The following is a 15,786-nucleotide window of genomic DNA, read 5'->3' as shown; positions in this document are numbered from 1 at the left end:
GGCAGAACGGGATGTCAATCGTTTTAAACGCTATTTCCTGAGGATTCAAGGGTTTTCCTTATCGAATCGCGCGGCGGCACGGGCACCCGCAGGCACCTCGCAGCGCGTGCGTGTCGTCGATCAAACAGGGGAGGATCGGTGCACGGCGCGCGGCGCGATCAGTTCGCGTCGACCTGATACCCTTGCTGGCGCAACAATTCGAGCACCCCGCGCGGGCCGCCCAGATGCAGCGCGCCGATGGCGACGAATACCGGCCGGTTCGGCGCGGCGATTGCCGTCATCCGCGCAACGAAGCGCCGGTTGCGTTCGTACAGGATCTTGTTGTCGATCGACGCCGACAGCGCCTTCGAACGGGCCAGCCGCTCGCTCTTCGCGACCGCCCACGCCGAGATCGCATCGGCGTCGCCAATTTGCCACAGCCGGTGCAGCGCCTTGATGTCGTCGGCGTTCTGCGCCGGCGTCTGCACCATGTCCTGCGCGAGCATCTCGCGCTGCTCGGCGAGCGTCAGCCCGGTGAACGCACGCATCTGCTCGGCGAGCGTCTCGAGCCCGATCACCCGGCCGCCCTTCTTCTTCAGGAACACGTTCTGCAATTGCGCCTCGGTGCCGTACTCGGTCTGCAGGCCGGCCGACAGCGAGTCGTAGGTCTCGACGACCAGCGCCGCGAGCCATGGCCGCATCTTGCGGATCTCGGCGAGCGCGGCCGGATTGCCGCGCAGGCGCGCCGCGAGCCGCTGCCACAGCGGCTCGGGCAACAGGCGCTGCAGGCACGGGTAGCGGCATATGCCGTATTTCGACACGTCGTCCTGCGATTCGAGCAGATCGTCCGGCGACAGCTCGAGCGCGAGCGTCGGCGACGCCGCGAGCGCCCCGAGGATGCGCGGCCGGAACGGCTGCGCGGGCGGATAGTCGGACGGGTCGCCCGTATGCAGCGTGCCGAGCACGTAGAGCGTGACCTTGCCCTTGGTCGCAACGTAGAACGGCATGCGCGCGGGCTGCACGCGCACGGTGCCGCGCGACACCGTGCCGTCCGACACGGCGGGCGCGTGGAAGCCCGGCAGGCTCATGCCGGGCGGCGGGACTTGCGACGGATGGATCGGTGAAGTGGCCGGCGCGCGCCCTTCGGCGCGCGCGCATTCGACGGGAACCGCAACGCTGGCCGCCACGCACGCGCCGGCCAGCGCCGCGCCCGTGACGGTACGCACGCTCCAGCGCCGCGCGTAGCGGTACGCGCGCATCACGCGCGCGCTGCTTGCCCCCGAACGGCGCACGCCGGACGCGCGCGCCGCCAACGCTTCAGGCATTCGCCTCCCCTACCTCCTCGGCCCGATGGCAGGCTACGCGCCGGCCGTCCACTTCGCGCAGTTGCGGCTCCTCGACGCGGCAGCGCTCGACCGCGTACGGGCAGCGCTGGTGGAACGCGCAGCCCGACGGCGGATTGAGCGGCGACGGCAGCTCGCCCTGCAGCTTGATCTGCACGCGGCGGTCTTCCTCGAAGATCGCCGGCGTCGCCGACATCAGCGCACGCGTGTACGGATGGCGCGGCCGCGCGTAGATCGTCGCCTTGTCGCCGAGCTCGGCGACGCTGCCGAAGTACATCACCATCACGTCGTCGGCGACGTGCTCGACCACCGACAGGTTGTGCGAGATGAACACGTAGCTCGTCTTGAACTGCTCCTGCAGATCCATGAACAGGTTCAGGATCTGCGCCTGGATCGACACGTCGAGCGCGGACACCGGCTCGTCGGCGACGACGATGCGCGGATCGAGGATCATCGCGCGCGCGATCGCGACACGCTGGCGCTGGCCGCCCGAGAACATGTGCGGATAACGCTTCGCGTGCTCGGGCCGCAGGCCGACCGTGCGCATGATCTGCGCGATGCGCTGCGCGCGTTCGGCGGCCGTCAGGTTCGCGTTGATCTCGAGCGGCTCGGAAAGCGTCTGCTCGACCGTCTTGCGCGGGTTCAGCGACGCGAACGGATTCTGGAACACCATCTGCACACGGCGGCGCAGGTCCGCGACCGTCTCGCGGCTGGCACCGGCGACGTTCTTGCCGTCGATCGTCAGGCTGCCCGAGGTGGGCGTCTCGATCATCGTGAGCTGGCGCGCGAGCGTCGACTTCCCGCAGCCCGATTCGCCGACGACGGCGAGCGTCTTGCCGCGCTTCAGCGAAAACGACACGCCGTTCAGCGCCTTCACCGTGCCCTGCCCGAACATCCCGCGCTTGACCGTGTAGTGCTTCGCGAGCTGGTCGGCGACCAGCACCGCTTCCTCGTCGTGCGGCGTGGCACGCGTTTCGTGGACTGCATTCATCGTGCGCCTCCCGTCAGGTCGAGGTTGGAAACATTAAGTGGCTTGATGCAGCGCGCACGCATCGCGTCGTTGCCCGACACCAGCGTGTCGAGCGCCGGCCGCGCCTTGCGGCAATCGTCGACGACGTACTTGCAGCGCGGCGCGAACAGGCACCCGGACGGGCGATCATCGCGGCCCGGCACCATGCCCGGCAATGCGGCGAGGCGACGCGCCCCCTGATTGTGCTCGGGAATCGCCGCGAGCAGCGCTTCGGTGTACGGATGATGCGGCGCACGGAAGATGTCCGGCACGCGATTGGTCTCGATGACCTCGCCCGCATACATCACCGCGACGCGCTGCGCGACCTCCGACACCACGGCCAGATCGTGCGAGATCAGCACGAGCGCCATCCCGCGCTCCTTCTGCAGCTTCACGAGCAGGTCCATGATCTGCGCCTGGATCGTCACGTCGAGCGCGGTGGTCGGCTCGTCGGCGATCAGCAGCTTCGGGTTGCACGCCACCGCCATCGCGATCATCACGCGCTGGTTCATCCCGCCCGACATCTGGTGCGGGAACGCCGTGATGCGGTTCTTCGCGTCGGGAATGCCGACCTGGTCGAGCAGTTCGAGCGCGCGCCGGTGCAGCGCGTCGCCGCGCAGGCCCTCGTGCAGCTTCAGCACTTCCTTGATCTGGTAGCCGACCGTGTAGCTCGGATTCAGGCTCGTCAGCGCGTCCTGGAACACCATCGCGATGTCCTTGCCGACGATCTTGCGGCGCGCCTTCGGCGACGCCTTCAGCAGATCGACACCGTTGAACGTGACTTCATCCGCCGTCACCTTGCCCGGCGCGTCGATCAGGCCCATCAGCGCCATCATCGTCACGCTCTTGCCCGAGCCCGATTCGCCGACGACGCCCACCACCTCGCCCGGCGCGATCGACAGGTTGATCCGGTCGACGGCGGGCAGGCCGTTGAAGTTCACCGCGAGATTGCGGATGGTCAGAAGATCTTGGCTCATGTTCACGCCATCCGTTTCAGTTTGGGATCGAGCGCGTCGCGCAGCCCGTCGCCGAGCAGGTTGATCGCGAGCACCGAAATCAGGATCGACAGGCCCGGCATCGTCACGATCCACCACGCGTTGTCGATGTAGTCGCGCGCGGACGCCAGCATCGCGCCCCACTCGGGGGTCGGCGGTTGGACGCCGAGGCCGAGGAAGCCGAGCGCGGCCGCGTCGAGAATGGCCGACGAGAAGCCGAGCGTCGCCTGCACGATCAGCGGCGCCGTGCAGTTCGGCAGCACCTGCGAGAACATCAGGCGCAGCGTGCCGGCACCGGCCACGCGCGACGCCGTCACGTACTCCTTCTGCAGCTCGCCGAGCGCCGACGCGCGCGTGAGACGCACATAGGCCGGCAGCGCGACGATCGCGATCGCGAACATCGTGTTGGTGAGGCCCGGGCCGATGATCGCGACGACCGCGACCGCGAGCAGCAGCGACGGCAGCGCGAGCAGCACGTCCATGATGCGCATCACGGGCGTGTCGGCCCACTTCTGGAAGAACGCGGCGACGAGACCGAGCACGATGCCGGGGATCAGCGCGAGCACGACCGATACGAAGCCGATCCAGAACGACATGCGCGCGCCGAACATCAGGCGCGAAAGAATGTCGCGGCCCGCTTCGTCGGTGCCGAGGATGAATTTCCAGTTGCCGCCGTCGAGCCATGCGGGCGGGATCTTCACGTAGTCGCGGTATTGCTCGACCGGGCTGTGCGGCGCGATCAGCGGCGCGAACAGCGCGACCAGGATCAGCACGAGCACGACGATGCCGGCGCCGACGGCGCCGCGGTTGCGCGAGAAGTTGGCCCAGAACTCGCGCAGCGCGAGCGCACGGCCGCCGGCCGGCGCGGATTCGCTCGGCAGGGTGTTTTGCAGATTGCTCATGGAATTACCTCGTGTGGCGGATGCGCGGATTCAGCACGCCGTACAGCAGGTCGACGACCAGGTTCACGACGATCACGAGCGTCGCGATCAGCAGGATGCCGCCCTGGACGACCGGATAGTCGCGGCGGCCGATCGCATCGATCAGCCACTTGCCGACACCGGGCCACGAAAAGAGCGTCTCGGTCAGCACGGCGCCCGCGAGCAGCGTGCCGATCTGCAGGCCGATCACGGTGACGACCGGGATCAGCGCGTTGCGCAGCGCATGCACGACGACCACGCGCGCGGGCGACAGCCCCTTCGCGCGTGCGGTGCGGATGTAGTCCTCGCGCAGCACTTCGAGCATCGACGAGCGCGTCATCCGCGCGATCACCGCGAGCGGGATCGTGCCGAGCACGATCGCGGGCAGGATCAGGTGGCTGACCGCCGACTTGAACGAGCCTTCGTCCGGCGCGAGCAGCGCATCGATCAGCATGAAGCCCGTCGGGTGCGGGAAGTCGTATTCGACGGCGATGCGCCCCGACACGGGCGTCCAGCCGAGGTATGACGAAAACACCATGATGAGGATCAGCCCCCACCAGAAGATCGGCATCGAGTAGCCGGTGAGCGCGGTGCCCATCACGCCGTGGTCGATGACGGAGCCGCGTCGCAGCGCGGCGATCACGCCGGCCGGCAGCCCGACCGCGAGCGCGAACACGAGTGCGCACAGCGACAGCTCGACGGTCGCCGGGAAGCGCGCGAAGAACTCGCCCGCGACGCTGGTGTTGGTGATGATCGACGTGCCGAGGTCGCCATGCAGCGCCCGGCCGATGTAGTGGATGTACTGCATGGGCAGCGGCTGGTCGAGCCCGAGGCGTTTCATCGCCTCCGCATGCATCGCGGGATCGACGCCGCGCTCGCCCATCATCACTTCGATGGGGTCGCCCGGTATCAGGTGAATCAGCGCAAACGCCAGGATGGTGATGCCGATGAAGGTCGGGATCACCATCCCCACGCGGCGCAACACGAATGTGAACATGATGCGTCTCGTATTTTCTTGTGGGAAATGTGCGACCGGCGACGGGAAGCTTTTGGCCTCCCGCCGCCGGATGAGTTAGCCGGTCTTCTCGACAGCTTACGACAGGCGCGTTACTTCACGCCAACCCCGTCGAAGCGTGCATAGCCGAGCGGCTCGATGCGCATGTCGACCACGTTCTTGCGGACCGGCTGGTAGACCGTCGAGTTCGCGATCGGCGAGAACGGCAGCTGCTGCGCGAAGATCTGCTGAGCCTGCATGTAGATCTTCGTGCGCGCGTCCTGGCCCGTCGTCGTGCGGCCCTTCTGGACCAGCTCGTCGAACGGCTTGTAGCACCAGTGCGAGAAGTTGTTGCCCTTGATCGCCTCGCAGCCGAGCAGCGTGCCGAGCCAGTTGTCGGGGTCGCCGTTGTCGCCCGTCCAGCCGATCAGCATCGTGTCCTGCTCGCCCGTGTGCGCGCGCTTGATGTACTCGCCCCACTCGTACGTGACGATCTTCGCCTTCACGCCGATCTTCGCCCAGTCGGCCTGGATCATCTCGGCCATCAGGCGGGCGTTCGGGTTGTACGCGCGTTGCACCGGCATCGCCCACAGCGTGATGTCGAAACCGTTCGGATAGCCTGCCTTCGCGAGCAGCGCCTTCGCCTTCTCGGTGTCGTTCGGCGCCATCTTCAGGTTCTTGTCGTAAGACCATTGGGTCGGCGGCATCGGTGCGCTGGCGGCCTGGCCCGCGCCCTGATAGACGGATTCGAGGATCGCCTTCTTGTTGATCGCCATGTCGAGTGCCTGACGCACTTCGAGCTTGTCGACCGGCTTGTGCTCGACGTTGTACGCCAGGTAGCCGAGGTTGAAGCCCGGCTGCGACGGCATGTCGATGCCCGAGTCGGCCTTCAGCGTCGCGATGTCGGCCGGACGCGGGTAGCTCATCACCTGGCATTCGTTGCGCTTGATCTTCTGCACGCGCACGCCCGGGTCGGGCGTGATCGAGAAGATCAGCTTCGAGATCTTCACCGCGCCCTTCTTCCAGTAATCAGGATTGCCGTCGAAACGGATCGTCGCGTCCTTCGTGTAGCTGCGGAAGATGAACGGGCCCGTGCCGATCGGCTTCTGGTTGATGTCGGCGGCCTTGCCTGCCTTCATCAGCTGATCGCCGTATTCGGCCGACAGGATCGACGCGAATTCCATCGCCATGTTCTGGATGAACGGCGCGTTCGGCTCGGCCAGCGTGAACTTTACGGTGTACGGATCGACCTTCTCGACCTTCGTGATCAGCTTGTCGAGGCCCATGTCGGTGAAGTACGGGAACGACACCGGGTAAGCCTTGCGGAACGCCTGGTTCGGATCGAGCATGCGCTCGAACGTGAACACGACGTCGTCCGCGTTGAATTCACGCGTCGGCTTGAAGAAGTCGGTCGTGTGGAACTTCACGCCATGGCGCAGGTGGAAGGTGTACACCTTGCCGTCGGACGATACGTCCCACTTCTCGGCGAGGCCCGGCTCGACCTTGGTGCCGCCGCGCTCGAATTCGACGAGGCGGTTGTAGACGGTGAATGTGGCGGCGGTGAAATCGACGCCGGTGGTGAATTGCGCGGAATCGAAACCCGCCGGGCTGCCTTCTGAGCAGTAGACGAGCGTTTTGTTCGGGATCTGTGCGAATGCAGAACCCGCGACGCCGAGCGATGCCGCTGCCACGCCTGCAATGGCGGTAACACGCAGGGTGTGCAACAGACGGTTGTATTCCATGTTTCCTCCAGGTCTCCAGATCGGAACCGGTCCCCCCAGGGGCCGGGTACGCGGATATTACTTGAGCTAGCGATTTTGCAACAAGCAGGAGAAAAAACTCTTCTAGACGCATTCCCGCGGGTTTTTGCGGATGTCTCGCGCACGCGAAAAGTGCGTCCGCGCGCACGGGCGACGAATTCGTTCATCCCGCGCATGTTTCCTTCGACAACTAAACAATTCGTGCGCGAACGCGAACGATCGTCGCGCCGATTTCGGGGCCAAGGCCCGCATCGTTGCGGCCCTCTAAACGAGGGTCGCGCTGCGATGCAGCCGTCAGGCCGGCGCGTCGAGATCCGCGCTGCGCGCGGGCACGAACGCGACCGCGACGATCGACAGCGCGAGTCCGGCCATTACATAGTAGGTCGGCGCCAGCGGCGAACCCGTCGCCTTGATCAGCCACGTGACGATGAACTGCCCGAAACCGCCGAACAGCATCACCGCGACGTTGTACGCGATCGACAGCCCCGTCGAGCGCACGTTGGCCGGGAACAGCTCGGCGATCATCGCGCCGAACGGCCCGTAGTAGCCGGCGAGCGTCACCGACAGCACGGCCTGCACCGCGATCAGCCGCCCGATGCTCGGCGCCGCGTCGAGCCACGCGAACAACGGATACATCAGCGCGAGCGTCAGCACGAGCGACCACAGCGACAGCCCCTTGCGGCCGATGCGATCCGACCACGCGCCCGCGACCGGCGACAGCACCATCAGCAGCAGGTTGCCGACGATCACCGCATAGAACGATTCCGCATACGGCAGCTTCAGCTGCTTCACCGCGAAGGTCGGCAGATAGCTGATCAGCACGTAGATCGTCACCGTCAGCGCGATTACCGAGCCGAGCCCGCACAGCACCTCGCGCGGATGGCGCGTGAACACCTCGCCGAGCGTCGCGCGGCGTGCGCTTTGCTGCGCATGCAGGAACGCTTCGGAATCCGCGAGATGGCGGCGGATGTAGAAGCCGATCGGGCCGATCACGAGCCCGAGGATGAACGGCACGCGCCAGCCCCAGCTGCGCAGCGCATCGGGCGACAGCCCGCGTGTGACGGCCGCGCCGACGAGCGCGCCGATCAGCAGCGCGGCCGCCTGGCTCGCCATTTGCCAGCTGCCGTAGAAACCGCGCTTCGAGAATGGCGCGGCTTCGATCAAGAGCGCGGTCGCGCTGCCGAATTCGCCGCCCGCCGAGAAACCCTGCAGCAGGCGGCCAAGCACGATCAGGAGCGGGCCGCCGATGCCGATCGCCGCATAGGGCGGTGCGATCGCGAGCAGGAAGATGCCGGCCGTCATCAGCAGGATCACGAGCGACAGCGCGGCCTTGCGGCCCGCGCGGTCGGCGTACAGGCCGAACACGATGCCGCCGATCGGGCGCATGAAGAACGCGACGCCGAACGTCGCGGTGGTCAGCAGCAGCGACGAGTATTCGCTGGAGGTCGGGAAGAACAGCTCGGCGATCACGACCGTCATGAAGCCGAACACCGTGAAGTCGTACCACTCGAGCGCGTTGCCGATCACGGCCGCCACGACCGCGCGCCGGTTCAGCGCACGCTCGGGCCGGATCGTTTTCGTTGAATTCGCAATCGTCGCCATGCGTGCCTCATCCTCGTGAATTCGCCGTCTCGGGCGGCGCGGCGAAGTGGGCCGCGGCGCGCTGGTTTGCAGCGAGTGTAGAAAGCGACGGAACCGATTTCAAGCAATAAAAACGCCCGCCATCTTTCGACGGCGGGCGTTTTGCGGTTTTCGCCACATTGCGGCATCGCACGATGCCGCACGGGCCTCAACCCATCTTCGAGAATGCGCTGCACCAGCCCTTCGCCGACACCTGCTTGCCGGGGAAGGCGCCGCACGGGCCCGAAGCCGAACCCTTCTTGCCCTGGTACAGCATGCAGGCCGCGCAATCCTGGCCCGCCGCGTATTTCGGATACTTCGCCTTGTCGACCTTCGTGGCATCGGCCTTGTAGCCGAGCGCCACCGCGGTCGGATCGGTTTCCGACAGCATCGGCGCATCGGCCAGCGCTTCGCGCGAAAGCGCCAGCGCGGACACGGCACCAATGCTCGTAATCAGGAAACTCCGACGGGATGTTTTCATGGGGGACTCGCTCCAACGTTATCGGTTTGAAAGCTGCTCTGGCGACAGCCGTTCGACAGAATAACGCTCAAGCGAATAAATGTGCGCGCCGAAATGCCGGAGATAAGGGATTTCACACGGGGGGCTCACACGGCATTCACACGGCGGGTCCGCACGCATGCGGGCCGCGTGCGTCACCCGTGCGACGTCATGTCGCCGACGCGCTGCGCGAGCGCGAGCGACGCGGTCAGCCCCGGCGACTCGATGCCGAACAGGTTCACGAGCCCGCGCACGCCGTGCTGCGCCGCGCCCTGTACGATGAAGTCGGCCGGCGGCTCGCCGGGCCCCGCGAGCTTCGGCCGGATCCCCGCGTAGGCCGGCTGCAGTGCATCGTCGGGTATCCCCGGCCAGTATGTGCGGATCGACGCGTAGAACGCCGCTGCGCGCGCCGGATCGACTTCGTAGCGCAACGCATCGACCCACTCGACGTCCGGGCCGAAACGGGCCTGCCCGGCCAGGTCGAGCGTGAGATGCACGCCGAGCCCGGCGCGGTCGGGCATCGGATAGACGAGGTGCGAGAACGGCGCGCGCCCGGACAGGCTGAAGTAGTTGCCGCGCGCGAGATAGAGCGGGGGCACCCAGCGCGGGTCGAGCCCGTGCGTGCGGCGCGCGAGCGCCTGCGCGCCGAGGCCCGCGCTGTTGATCACGCACGCGGCCTCGATTTCGGTCGGCGCGTCGCCGCCGGTACGCACCACGAAGCGGCCGCCGCGCAGCACGTCGATCGATTCGACCGGGGATTTCACCACGCACATCGCGCCGTCGCGCTCGGCGTCGCCGAGCAGCGCCAGCATCAGCTGGTGACTGTCCACGATACCGGTGCTCGGCGAGAACAGCGCCTCCGCGCATTCGAGCGCGGGCTCGAGCGTCTGCGCCTCGGCACGCGTGAGCGGCATCAGGTCGAGCACGCCGTTTTCCGCCGCGCGCGCGGCGATCGCCTTCAACTGCTTCACCTGCGCGGCGCTCGTCGCGACGAGCAGCTTGCCCACGCGCCGGTGCGGCACGTGACGCGTCTCGCAGAACTCGTACAACAGGTCGCGCCCGCGCACGCACGACAGCGCCTTCAGCGAACCGCGCGGGTAGTAGAGCCCCGCATGAATCACCTCGCTGTTGCGCGAGCTCGTGCCCGTGCCGATCGCATCGGCCGCTTCGAGCACGATGGTTTCGCGCCCGCGCGCGGTCAGTTCCCGCGCAATCGCAAGACCGACGACACCCGCGCCGATCACCACACAGTCCGTCTGCTCCATGGCGTTTCGCGCCGCTTGCGCATCGAGGGGAGAGAAGGGAATTGTACGTCCCGGTTCGCCCGCTTGCCGAACGTCTCCGTATCGGCCTGCGGGCGTCACGCGGCGACGCGCGCGCCGCCGGCTCAGAATCCGATCGGCCGGCGCTTCGCCGCGCCCTCGTCGGCGCGGATGTCGGACGGCGCGATCACGTCGCGGCCGCCGAGCCGCGCGGCGCCGAACGCATGCAGCAGCGCACGGCGCATCGTGCGCGGCGGCGTCGCGGCCAGCACGTCGAGCGCGTCGTCGTCGAGCGTGTCGGGGAAGCGCCGCCCCCACGCGTGCGACGTGCGGATCTCGTCGTAGATCGTCTGCGCGATACGGCGCGCGCCGGCCGCGTCCGGCGGCGCGATCTCGTACACGTTCATCCGGTTCAGCAGCGGCTCCGGAATCGCCTGCGCATCGTTCGCGGTCGCGACCCAGATCACGTTGCCCGCATTGATCGGCACTTCGGCGAATTCGTCGACGAACGCGCGCGCGGTGTCGTGCTCGAGCAACGCATACAGCGCGCCGAGCGGATCGTATTGCGCGTCGCTGCCGGCCTTGTCGATCTCGTCGACCGCGATCACCGGGTTCGCATAGCTGCCGTTGACGAGCGCCTCGAACACCTTGCCGGGCTTCGCGTTCTTCCATTGCGACGACGCGCCCGACAGGATCCAGCCGGCCGTCAGCGAACTCATCGGCACGTAGTGATACGCGGTGCCGAGCAGTTGCGCGAGCGCCTTCGCGAAATGCGTCTTGCCGATGCCGGGCGGCCCGAGCAGCAGGATCGGCATCAGTTCGAGCCGGTCGTCGGTCTCGAGGCACAGCGCGACCTGCTTGCGCACGTCGTCGAGCGGCTCGGTGAAATTGGGCAGCGCGTCGCCGAGTTCGTCGAATGACGGCATCCGGTTCGGCTTCACGCAAAAGCGCAGATTGCCGGTCTTCAGCATCCGCTCGTAGGTGGCGCGCAGTGCGTCGCTCGCGCTCTCGTTCAAGTCGTTCAACGCGGTCTCGACCTGCTCGAGGTCGTACACCGTGCTCAAGGACGCTACCGCCAGTTCCTGTTTCACCATCGCCGTCGTCATACCAACCTCGCTACCGCTGCTGTCACACGATCATCAGACCCTTACGATTTCAGTGTAGCGATCCCGCATCGGCGTGCAAGCAAGCAGCCGCCCCGGTCTGCTGCTAACACCACGGGCACACTGCAGCGCCGCGCGGTGCGGCGTATGATCGATGGTTCACCGGCCGCCGCGCCGGCCCTGCCACGGCGCCCGTGCGGCGCCGTGCGCTTCGATTTCGAAGGTATGCCGATGTCCGTCCCTGCTGCCGTCCCGCGCGTCGACACCGATGCGATCCACGCCGTCGACGCCGCGCTCAAGTCGCGCCGCGCGATTCGCGCGTTCCTGCCGACGCCCGTGCCGCGCGACACGCTCGAGGCGATCCTCGAAGCCGCGAGCCGCGCGCCGTCGGGCACCAACATCCAGCCGTGGCACGTGTACGTCGCGACCGGCGCGACCCGCGACGCACTCGCCGCGGCGCTGAGCGCGGCGTACGACGATCCGGCGCGCGACGAGAAATACGTCGCCGAGTACGACTACTATCCGCGCGAATGGGTGTCGCCGTACATCGACCGGCGCCGCAAGGTCGGCTGGGACCTGTATGGTCTGTTGAACATCGGCCGCGACGAAAAAGCCCGCATGCACGCACAGCATGCGCGCAACTTCCGCTTCTTCGATGCGCCCGTCGCGCTGTTCTTCACGCTCGACCGCGTGATGACGCACGGCGCATGGCTCGACTGCGGCATGTTCCTGCAGGGCGTGATGACGGCCGCGCGCGCACGCGGCCTCGACACCTGCCCGCAGGCCGCGTTCGTGCCGCTCCACCGGATCGTCGCCGAGCATCTCGGCATACCGCCCAATGAGCAACTCGTCTGCGGGATGTCGCTTGGGCATGCGGACCCGGACGCGATCGAGAACCGTCTCGTCACCGAGCGCGCGAGCGTCGCCGAGTTCGCGCGCTTTTTCGCTTGAAAACGCGTGACGCGGACCTACCTTTCGATCAGGACCGGATCGTGCTGCGAACCTGCGGCGATACGTCCTGTCACACCACCGTCCAGATCCATCGAGCGTAAGATGTGCGTCCGTTCCCCGCTACCCCGCGTTTCCGGAGAAGTTTCATGCTGAAACACGGCCTGGCCGTCCTGCTCGCGAGCGCCGCGCTCGCGGCCCATGCGCAGAGCCCCGCACCGGCCGTCGTCGCGTGGGAGATCCAGGTGGTGCGCGACGGTCAGACGATCGACACGTTCCAGCAACGCACCACCGTGGGTCAAACCCGTACCGACACCCATCGCTATCCGTCCGCCGTGCCCGTCGGCTGCGGCAATGCCGCGCGCGTCGTGCCGACCGAGCGCTCGCGCTCGGTGACGGTCGCGCCGCTCACCGTCGACGACGCCGCGCACACGGTGTCGCTCGCGCTCGACGTGCAGGAAACCCTCGACGACGAAACCGCGACGCGCAGCGATCCGTGCCTGCCCGCGTCGCCGCGGCAGATCGTCGCGAGCCATCCGGGGCTGTCGGTCGGCGGCGACGCATGGACCGACTGGACGCTCGTCGAGCAGCGCCCGCATCTCGTCTACCGCGTGCGCGCGCACGTCACGAAGGACTGAGCGCCATGTCCGCCGACGCCCTGTCCTTGCCGTTCGCCGAACCGCACGCCGCGCCCGACGAAATCACCGCGGTCAGCTGGAACCTGCACAAGGGCCGCTCGCCGCTCGGCTTCACCGCATGGAACGCGATGCGCAACTGGATGCAGTCGACGCACGCCGACGTGTATTTCCTGCAGGAGGCGATGGCGCGCCGCATGCCGCGCCCGATGCTCGCCCCCGGCTTCGGCGCGCCGATGGACGACGCGGTCGACGACGTGTGGCACTGCCAGGCCACCGAGATCGCGCAGGCGCTCGACTGGCAGATCGCGCTCGGACCGAACGTGTTCAAGCCGTCGTGGCGGCACGGCAACGCGATCCTGTCGCCGCATCCGCTCGACCTCGGCGGCCGCTGGGACATCTCCGCGCACCGCTTCGAGCGGCGCGGGCTGCTGGTCGCGCGCGCGACGCTCGCGGGCGCACGGCCCGTCACGCTGCTGTGCGCGCACCTCGCGCTCACGCGCGCGGCGCGGCTGCGCCAGATGCACTGGATCGCGCACTGGATCGTGCGCAACGCGGGCGATGACCCGCTCGTGCTCGCCGGCGATTTCAACGACTGGCGCAACGATTCGGTCGCGCTGTTCGGCGAGATCGGGCTGTCCGAGGTCGCGACGCTGCTCGGCCAGTCGGGCCGCACGTTCCCCGCGTTCTCGCCGGCGCTCGCGCTCGACAAGATGTTCGTGCGCGGGCTGACGCCGCTCGAATGGCAGGCGCCGTCCGGCGAAACCGCGTGGCTGTCGGACCACCTGCCGTATATCGCGCGGCTGCGCCTCGATCCGCAGTGACGCCGTAGCGCGGCAGCAGGGCTGCGCGCTACAGTAGCGATTTGCCGGCCCGCCGCTGCACCCGCCATGAGCTACTTCCCGATCCTGCTGCAAATCGCCGTCGTCTACCTGGTCGCGGCGATCACGCCCGGCCCGAACTTCTTCATGATTTCGCAGTTGTCGCTCGCGGGTCGGCGCAGTCTCGGCGCCGCGTCGGCGCTCGGCGTCGGCACCGCATCGGTCGCGTGGGCGACGTTCGCGATGCTGGGCCTCGCGGCCGTGCTCCATCAGGTCGAATGGCTGTACGAGACGATCCGGATCGGCGGCGCCGTCTATCTCGTCTATTTCGGCATCAAGCTGCTGCGCGCCGGCGTGCGCCGCGACCCGGCGCCGGCCGACGCGCCTCACGCACACGCGCCGTTGGCCGCGCCGCATGCCCGCGACTACCTGCGCGCGTATCGCGGCGGCCTGTTGACCTGCCTGACCAACCCGAAATCGTGCGCGTTCTGGACCAGCGTGTTCGCGGCGATGCTGCCCGCGCACGTGCCGCTGTGGTTCAACGGCGCGGTGCTGGTGACGATCGGCGTGCTGTCGGCCGGCTGGTATTCGTGCGTCGCGTTCCTGTTCGCGAGCCCGCGCGCGCAGCGCGGCTATCGCCGCGCGCGGCGTCCGCTCGACGCGCTGTGCGGCGCCGCGCTCGTCGGCCTGGGCGCGAAGCTCGCGGCCGATCGCTGAAAGCTGATTGCAAGACTTCGTTGCGCCAAATCCGCGCAGCCGCGCGGGTCAAGCCCGCATCTGCCCCAAGCAGGGTAAAATAACCAGTTCCTCAATCGTCTGTCATCGAGAAGGCGCGTGTCCGACGCGCCGGCCGGCCGATCCGCGATCAGGCCGACGCACTCGGTTTTTTGCCCGTTTTTGGGCCCGTTACACGCGTCCGCTACGCGCGTCCGTTTTCAAAGCCATGAGCAAATACGACACCGCCATCGTCCAATCCGTCCATCACTGGACCGACACGCTTTTCAGCTTCACCTGCACCCGTGAGCCGAGCCTGCGCTTCAACAACGGCGAATTCACGATGGTCGGCCTCGAGGTCGACGGCAAGCCGCTCGCGCGCGCCTACTCGATCGTCAGCCCGAACTACGAAGAGCACCTCGAATTCTTCAGCATCAAGGTCCAGAACGGCCCGCTGACGTCGCGCCTGCAGCACCTGAAGGTGGGCGACTCGGTGCTGATCGGCAAGAAGCCGACCGGCACGCTCGTCGCCGACAACCTGCTGCCCGGCAAGACACTGTGGATGCTGTCGACCGGCACGGGCCTCGCACCGTTCATGTCGATCATCCGCGACCCGGACATCTACGAACGCTTCGACAAGGTCATCCTGACGCACACCTGCCGCCTGAAGGGCGAGCTGGCGTACATGGACTACATCAAGCACGACCTGCCGGGCCACGAGTACCTCGGCGACATCATCAAGGAAAAGCTCGTCTACTACCCGACGGTCACGCGCGAGGCGTTCGACAACGAGGGCCGGATCACCGACCTGATCGCGACGGGCAAGCTGTTCACGGACCTCGGCGTGCCGGCGTTCTCGCCGGAAAACGACCGCGTGATGCTGTGCGGCAGCACCGCGATGCTGAAGGACACGACGGACCTGCTGAAGCAGGCCGGCCTGGTCGAAGGCAAGAACAGCGCGCCGGGTCACTACGTGATCGAACGCGCATTCGTGGACTGATCGATCCCCGAATTTGTGCTGCATCAAGAACCGGAGCAAAAGCTCCGGTTTTTTTTCGCCCCTGCTTGGCGAATTCGTAACAAGCCACGATCATTTCATGTCAAATCGTTACATTTGGATACGCACCATCCAGGTGCTTCCGTGTCGGTGTTTTTCCTACAACAGGTTCACGACAATTATTCAC

General features: G+C 67.1%; 15 protein-coding genes. 5 read left to right on the top strand and 10 right to left on the bottom strand.

All coding sequences use genetic code 11. The features are described 5' to 3' along the window. Positions 1–158: 158 nt before the first annotated feature. The 10 genes from WS75_RS02625 to WS75_RS02580 all read right to left on the bottom strand — a co-directional run bounded on the left by WS75_RS02625 (position 159) and on the right by WS75_RS02580 (position 11,487). A complete protein-coding gene (locus WS75_RS02625; protein WP_059679026.1) occupies positions 159–1,304 on the bottom strand; it encodes a TraB/GumN family protein in 1,146 nt (381 codons plus the stop codon). After that, positions 1,297–2,313, bottom strand: a complete 1,017-nt coding sequence (locus WS75_RS02620) for a peptide ABC transporter ATP-binding protein (RefSeq protein WP_059679025.1) — start codon at positions 2,311–2,313, stop codon at positions 1,297–1,299. The genes WS75_RS02625 and WS75_RS02620 overlap by 8 nt, the downstream gene beginning before the upstream one ends. Beyond that, entirely contained in the window at positions 2,310–3,308 is a 999-nt protein-coding gene (locus tag WS75_RS02615; protein WP_059679024.1) for an ABC transporter ATP-binding protein, read from the bottom strand. The genes WS75_RS02620 and WS75_RS02615 overlap by 4 nt, the downstream gene beginning before the upstream one ends. Before the next feature lie 2 nt (positions 3,309–3,310). Beyond that, a complete protein-coding gene (locus tag WS75_RS02610; RefSeq protein ID WP_059679023.1) occupies positions 3,311–4,228 on the bottom strand; it encodes an ABC transporter permease subunit in 918 nt (305 codons plus the stop codon). A 4-nt stretch (positions 4,229–4,232) separates the two neighbouring features. Next, the gene (locus tag WS75_RS02605) at positions 4,233–5,243 is read right to left on the bottom strand and encodes an ABC transporter permease subunit (protein WP_039354802.1); all 1,011 of its coding nucleotides are present in this window, start codon (positions 5,241–5,243) and stop codon (positions 4,233–4,235) included. A gap of 110 nt (positions 5,244–5,353) precedes the next feature. Beyond that, entirely contained in the window at positions 5,354–6,982 is a 1,629-nt protein-coding gene (locus WS75_RS02600) for an ABC transporter substrate-binding protein (protein WP_059679022.1), read from the bottom strand. 312 nt (positions 6,983–7,294) lie between these two features. Then, positions 7,295–8,602 carry an MFS transporter gene (locus tag WS75_RS02595; protein WP_059679021.1) on the bottom strand — a complete coding sequence of 436 codons (1,308 nt, stop codon included), beginning with the start codon at positions 8,600–8,602 and terminating at the stop codon, positions 7,295–7,297. 187 nt (positions 8,603–8,789) lie between these two features. Continuing rightward, positions 8,790–9,101 carry a high-potential iron-sulfur protein gene (locus WS75_RS02590; protein ID WP_059679020.1) on the bottom strand — a complete coding sequence of 104 codons (312 nt, stop codon included), beginning with the start codon at positions 9,099–9,101 and terminating at the stop codon, positions 8,790–8,792. A 173-nt stretch (positions 9,102–9,274) separates the two neighbouring features. Further along, a complete protein-coding gene (locus WS75_RS02585) occupies positions 9,275–10,384 on the bottom strand; it encodes an NAD(P)/FAD-dependent oxidoreductase (RefSeq protein ID WP_059679019.1) in 1,110 nt (369 codons plus the stop codon). A gap of 122 nt (positions 10,385–10,506) precedes the next feature. Next, complete coding sequence (locus WS75_RS02580; protein ID WP_059679018.1) at positions 10,507–11,487, bottom strand: AAA family ATPase; 981 nt, start codon at positions 11,485–11,487, stop codon at positions 10,507–10,509. Between the two features lie 228 nt (positions 11,488–11,715). On the opposite strand from WS75_RS02580, the gene WS75_RS02575 reads away from it, so the two are divergent. The 5 genes from WS75_RS02575 (at position 11,716) to WS75_RS02555 (ending at position 15,602) form a co-directional block, all read left to right on the top strand. Further along, positions 11,716–12,435 carry a nitroreductase gene (locus tag WS75_RS02575; RefSeq protein WP_059679067.1) on the top strand — a complete coding sequence of 240 codons (720 nt, stop codon included), beginning with the start codon at positions 11,716–11,718 and terminating at the stop codon, positions 12,433–12,435. Positions 12,436–12,581: 146 nt separating this feature from the next. Continuing rightward, on the top strand, positions 12,582–13,070 hold the full coding sequence (locus tag WS75_RS02570) for a hypothetical protein (RefSeq protein WP_059679017.1): 489 nt from the start codon (positions 12,582–12,584) through the stop codon (positions 13,068–13,070). Between the two features lie 5 nt (positions 13,071–13,075). Then, the gene (locus WS75_RS02565; protein WP_059448471.1) at positions 13,076–13,891 is read left to right on the top strand and encodes an endonuclease/exonuclease/phosphatase family protein; all 816 of its coding nucleotides are present in this window, start codon (positions 13,076–13,078) and stop codon (positions 13,889–13,891) included. Between the two features lie 66 nt (positions 13,892–13,957). Beyond that, entirely contained in the window at positions 13,958–14,605 is a 648-nt protein-coding gene (locus tag WS75_RS02560) for a LysE family translocator (RefSeq protein ID WP_059679016.1), read from the top strand. A 226-nt stretch (positions 14,606–14,831) separates the two neighbouring features. Then, entirely contained in the window at positions 14,832–15,602 is a 771-nt protein-coding gene (locus WS75_RS02555; RefSeq protein ID WP_059679015.1) for a ferredoxin--NADP reductase, read from the top strand. Positions 15,603–15,786 lie beyond the last annotated feature (184 nt).

Source organism: Burkholderia sp. FL-7-2-10-S1-D7 (assembly GCF_001524185.1).
Lineage (GTDB): Bacteria > Pseudomonadota > Gammaproteobacteria > Burkholderiales > Burkholderiaceae > Burkholderia > Burkholderia diffusa.
Note: the sequence above shows the minus strand (reverse complement) of the source record. Positions and strands in the feature narration are given on the sequence as shown.

Bases quoted from the DNA above. Each gene is read 5' to 3' on its own strand.
- WS75_RS02625 (WP_059679026.1), bottom strand. From the start codon at position 1,304: ATGCCTGAAGCGTTGGCGGCGCGCGCGTCCGGCGTGCGCCGTTCGGGG.
- WS75_RS02620 (WP_059679025.1), bottom strand. From the start codon at position 2,313: ATGAATGCAGTCCACGAAACGCGTGCCACGCCGCACGACGAGGAAGCG.
- WS75_RS02615 (WP_059679024.1), bottom strand. From the start codon at position 3,308: ATGAGCCAAGATCTTCTGACCATCCGCAATCTCGCGGTGAACTTCAAC.
- WS75_RS02610 (WP_059679023.1), bottom strand. From the start codon at position 4,228: ATGAGCAATCTGCAAAACACCCTGCCGAGCGAATCCGCGCCGGCCGGC.
- WS75_RS02605 (WP_039354802.1), bottom strand. From the start codon at position 5,243: ATGTTCACATTCGTGTTGCGCCGCGTGGGGATGGTGATCCCGACCTTC.
- WS75_RS02600 (WP_059679022.1), bottom strand. From the start codon at position 6,982: ATGGAATACAACCGTCTGTTGCACACCCTGCGTGTTACCGCCATTGCA.
- WS75_RS02595 (WP_059679021.1), bottom strand. From the start codon at position 8,602: ATGGCGACGATTGCGAATTCAACGAAAACGATCCGGCCCGAGCGTGCG.
- WS75_RS02590 (WP_059679020.1), bottom strand. From the start codon at position 9,101: ATGAAAACATCCCGTCGGAGTTTCCTGATTACGAGCATTGGTGCCGTG.
- WS75_RS02585 (WP_059679019.1), bottom strand. From the start codon at position 10,384: ATGGAGCAGACGGACTGTGTGGTGATCGGCGCGGGTGTCGTCGGTCTT.
- WS75_RS02580 (WP_059679018.1), bottom strand. From the start codon at position 11,487: ATGACGACGGCGATGGTGAAACAGGAACTGGCGGTAGCGTCCTTGAGC.
- WS75_RS02575 (WP_059679067.1), top strand. From the start codon at position 11,716: ATGTCCGTCCCTGCTGCCGTCCCGCGCGTCGACACCGATGCGATCCAC.
- WS75_RS02570 (WP_059679017.1), top strand. From the start codon at position 12,582: ATGCTGAAACACGGCCTGGCCGTCCTGCTCGCGAGCGCCGCGCTCGCG.
- WS75_RS02565 (WP_059448471.1), top strand. From the start codon at position 13,076: ATGTCCGCCGACGCCCTGTCCTTGCCGTTCGCCGAACCGCACGCCGCG.
- WS75_RS02560 (WP_059679016.1), top strand. From the start codon at position 13,958: ATGAGCTACTTCCCGATCCTGCTGCAAATCGCCGTCGTCTACCTGGTC.
- WS75_RS02555 (WP_059679015.1), top strand. From the start codon at position 14,832: ATGAGCAAATACGACACCGCCATCGTCCAATCCGTCCATCACTGGACC.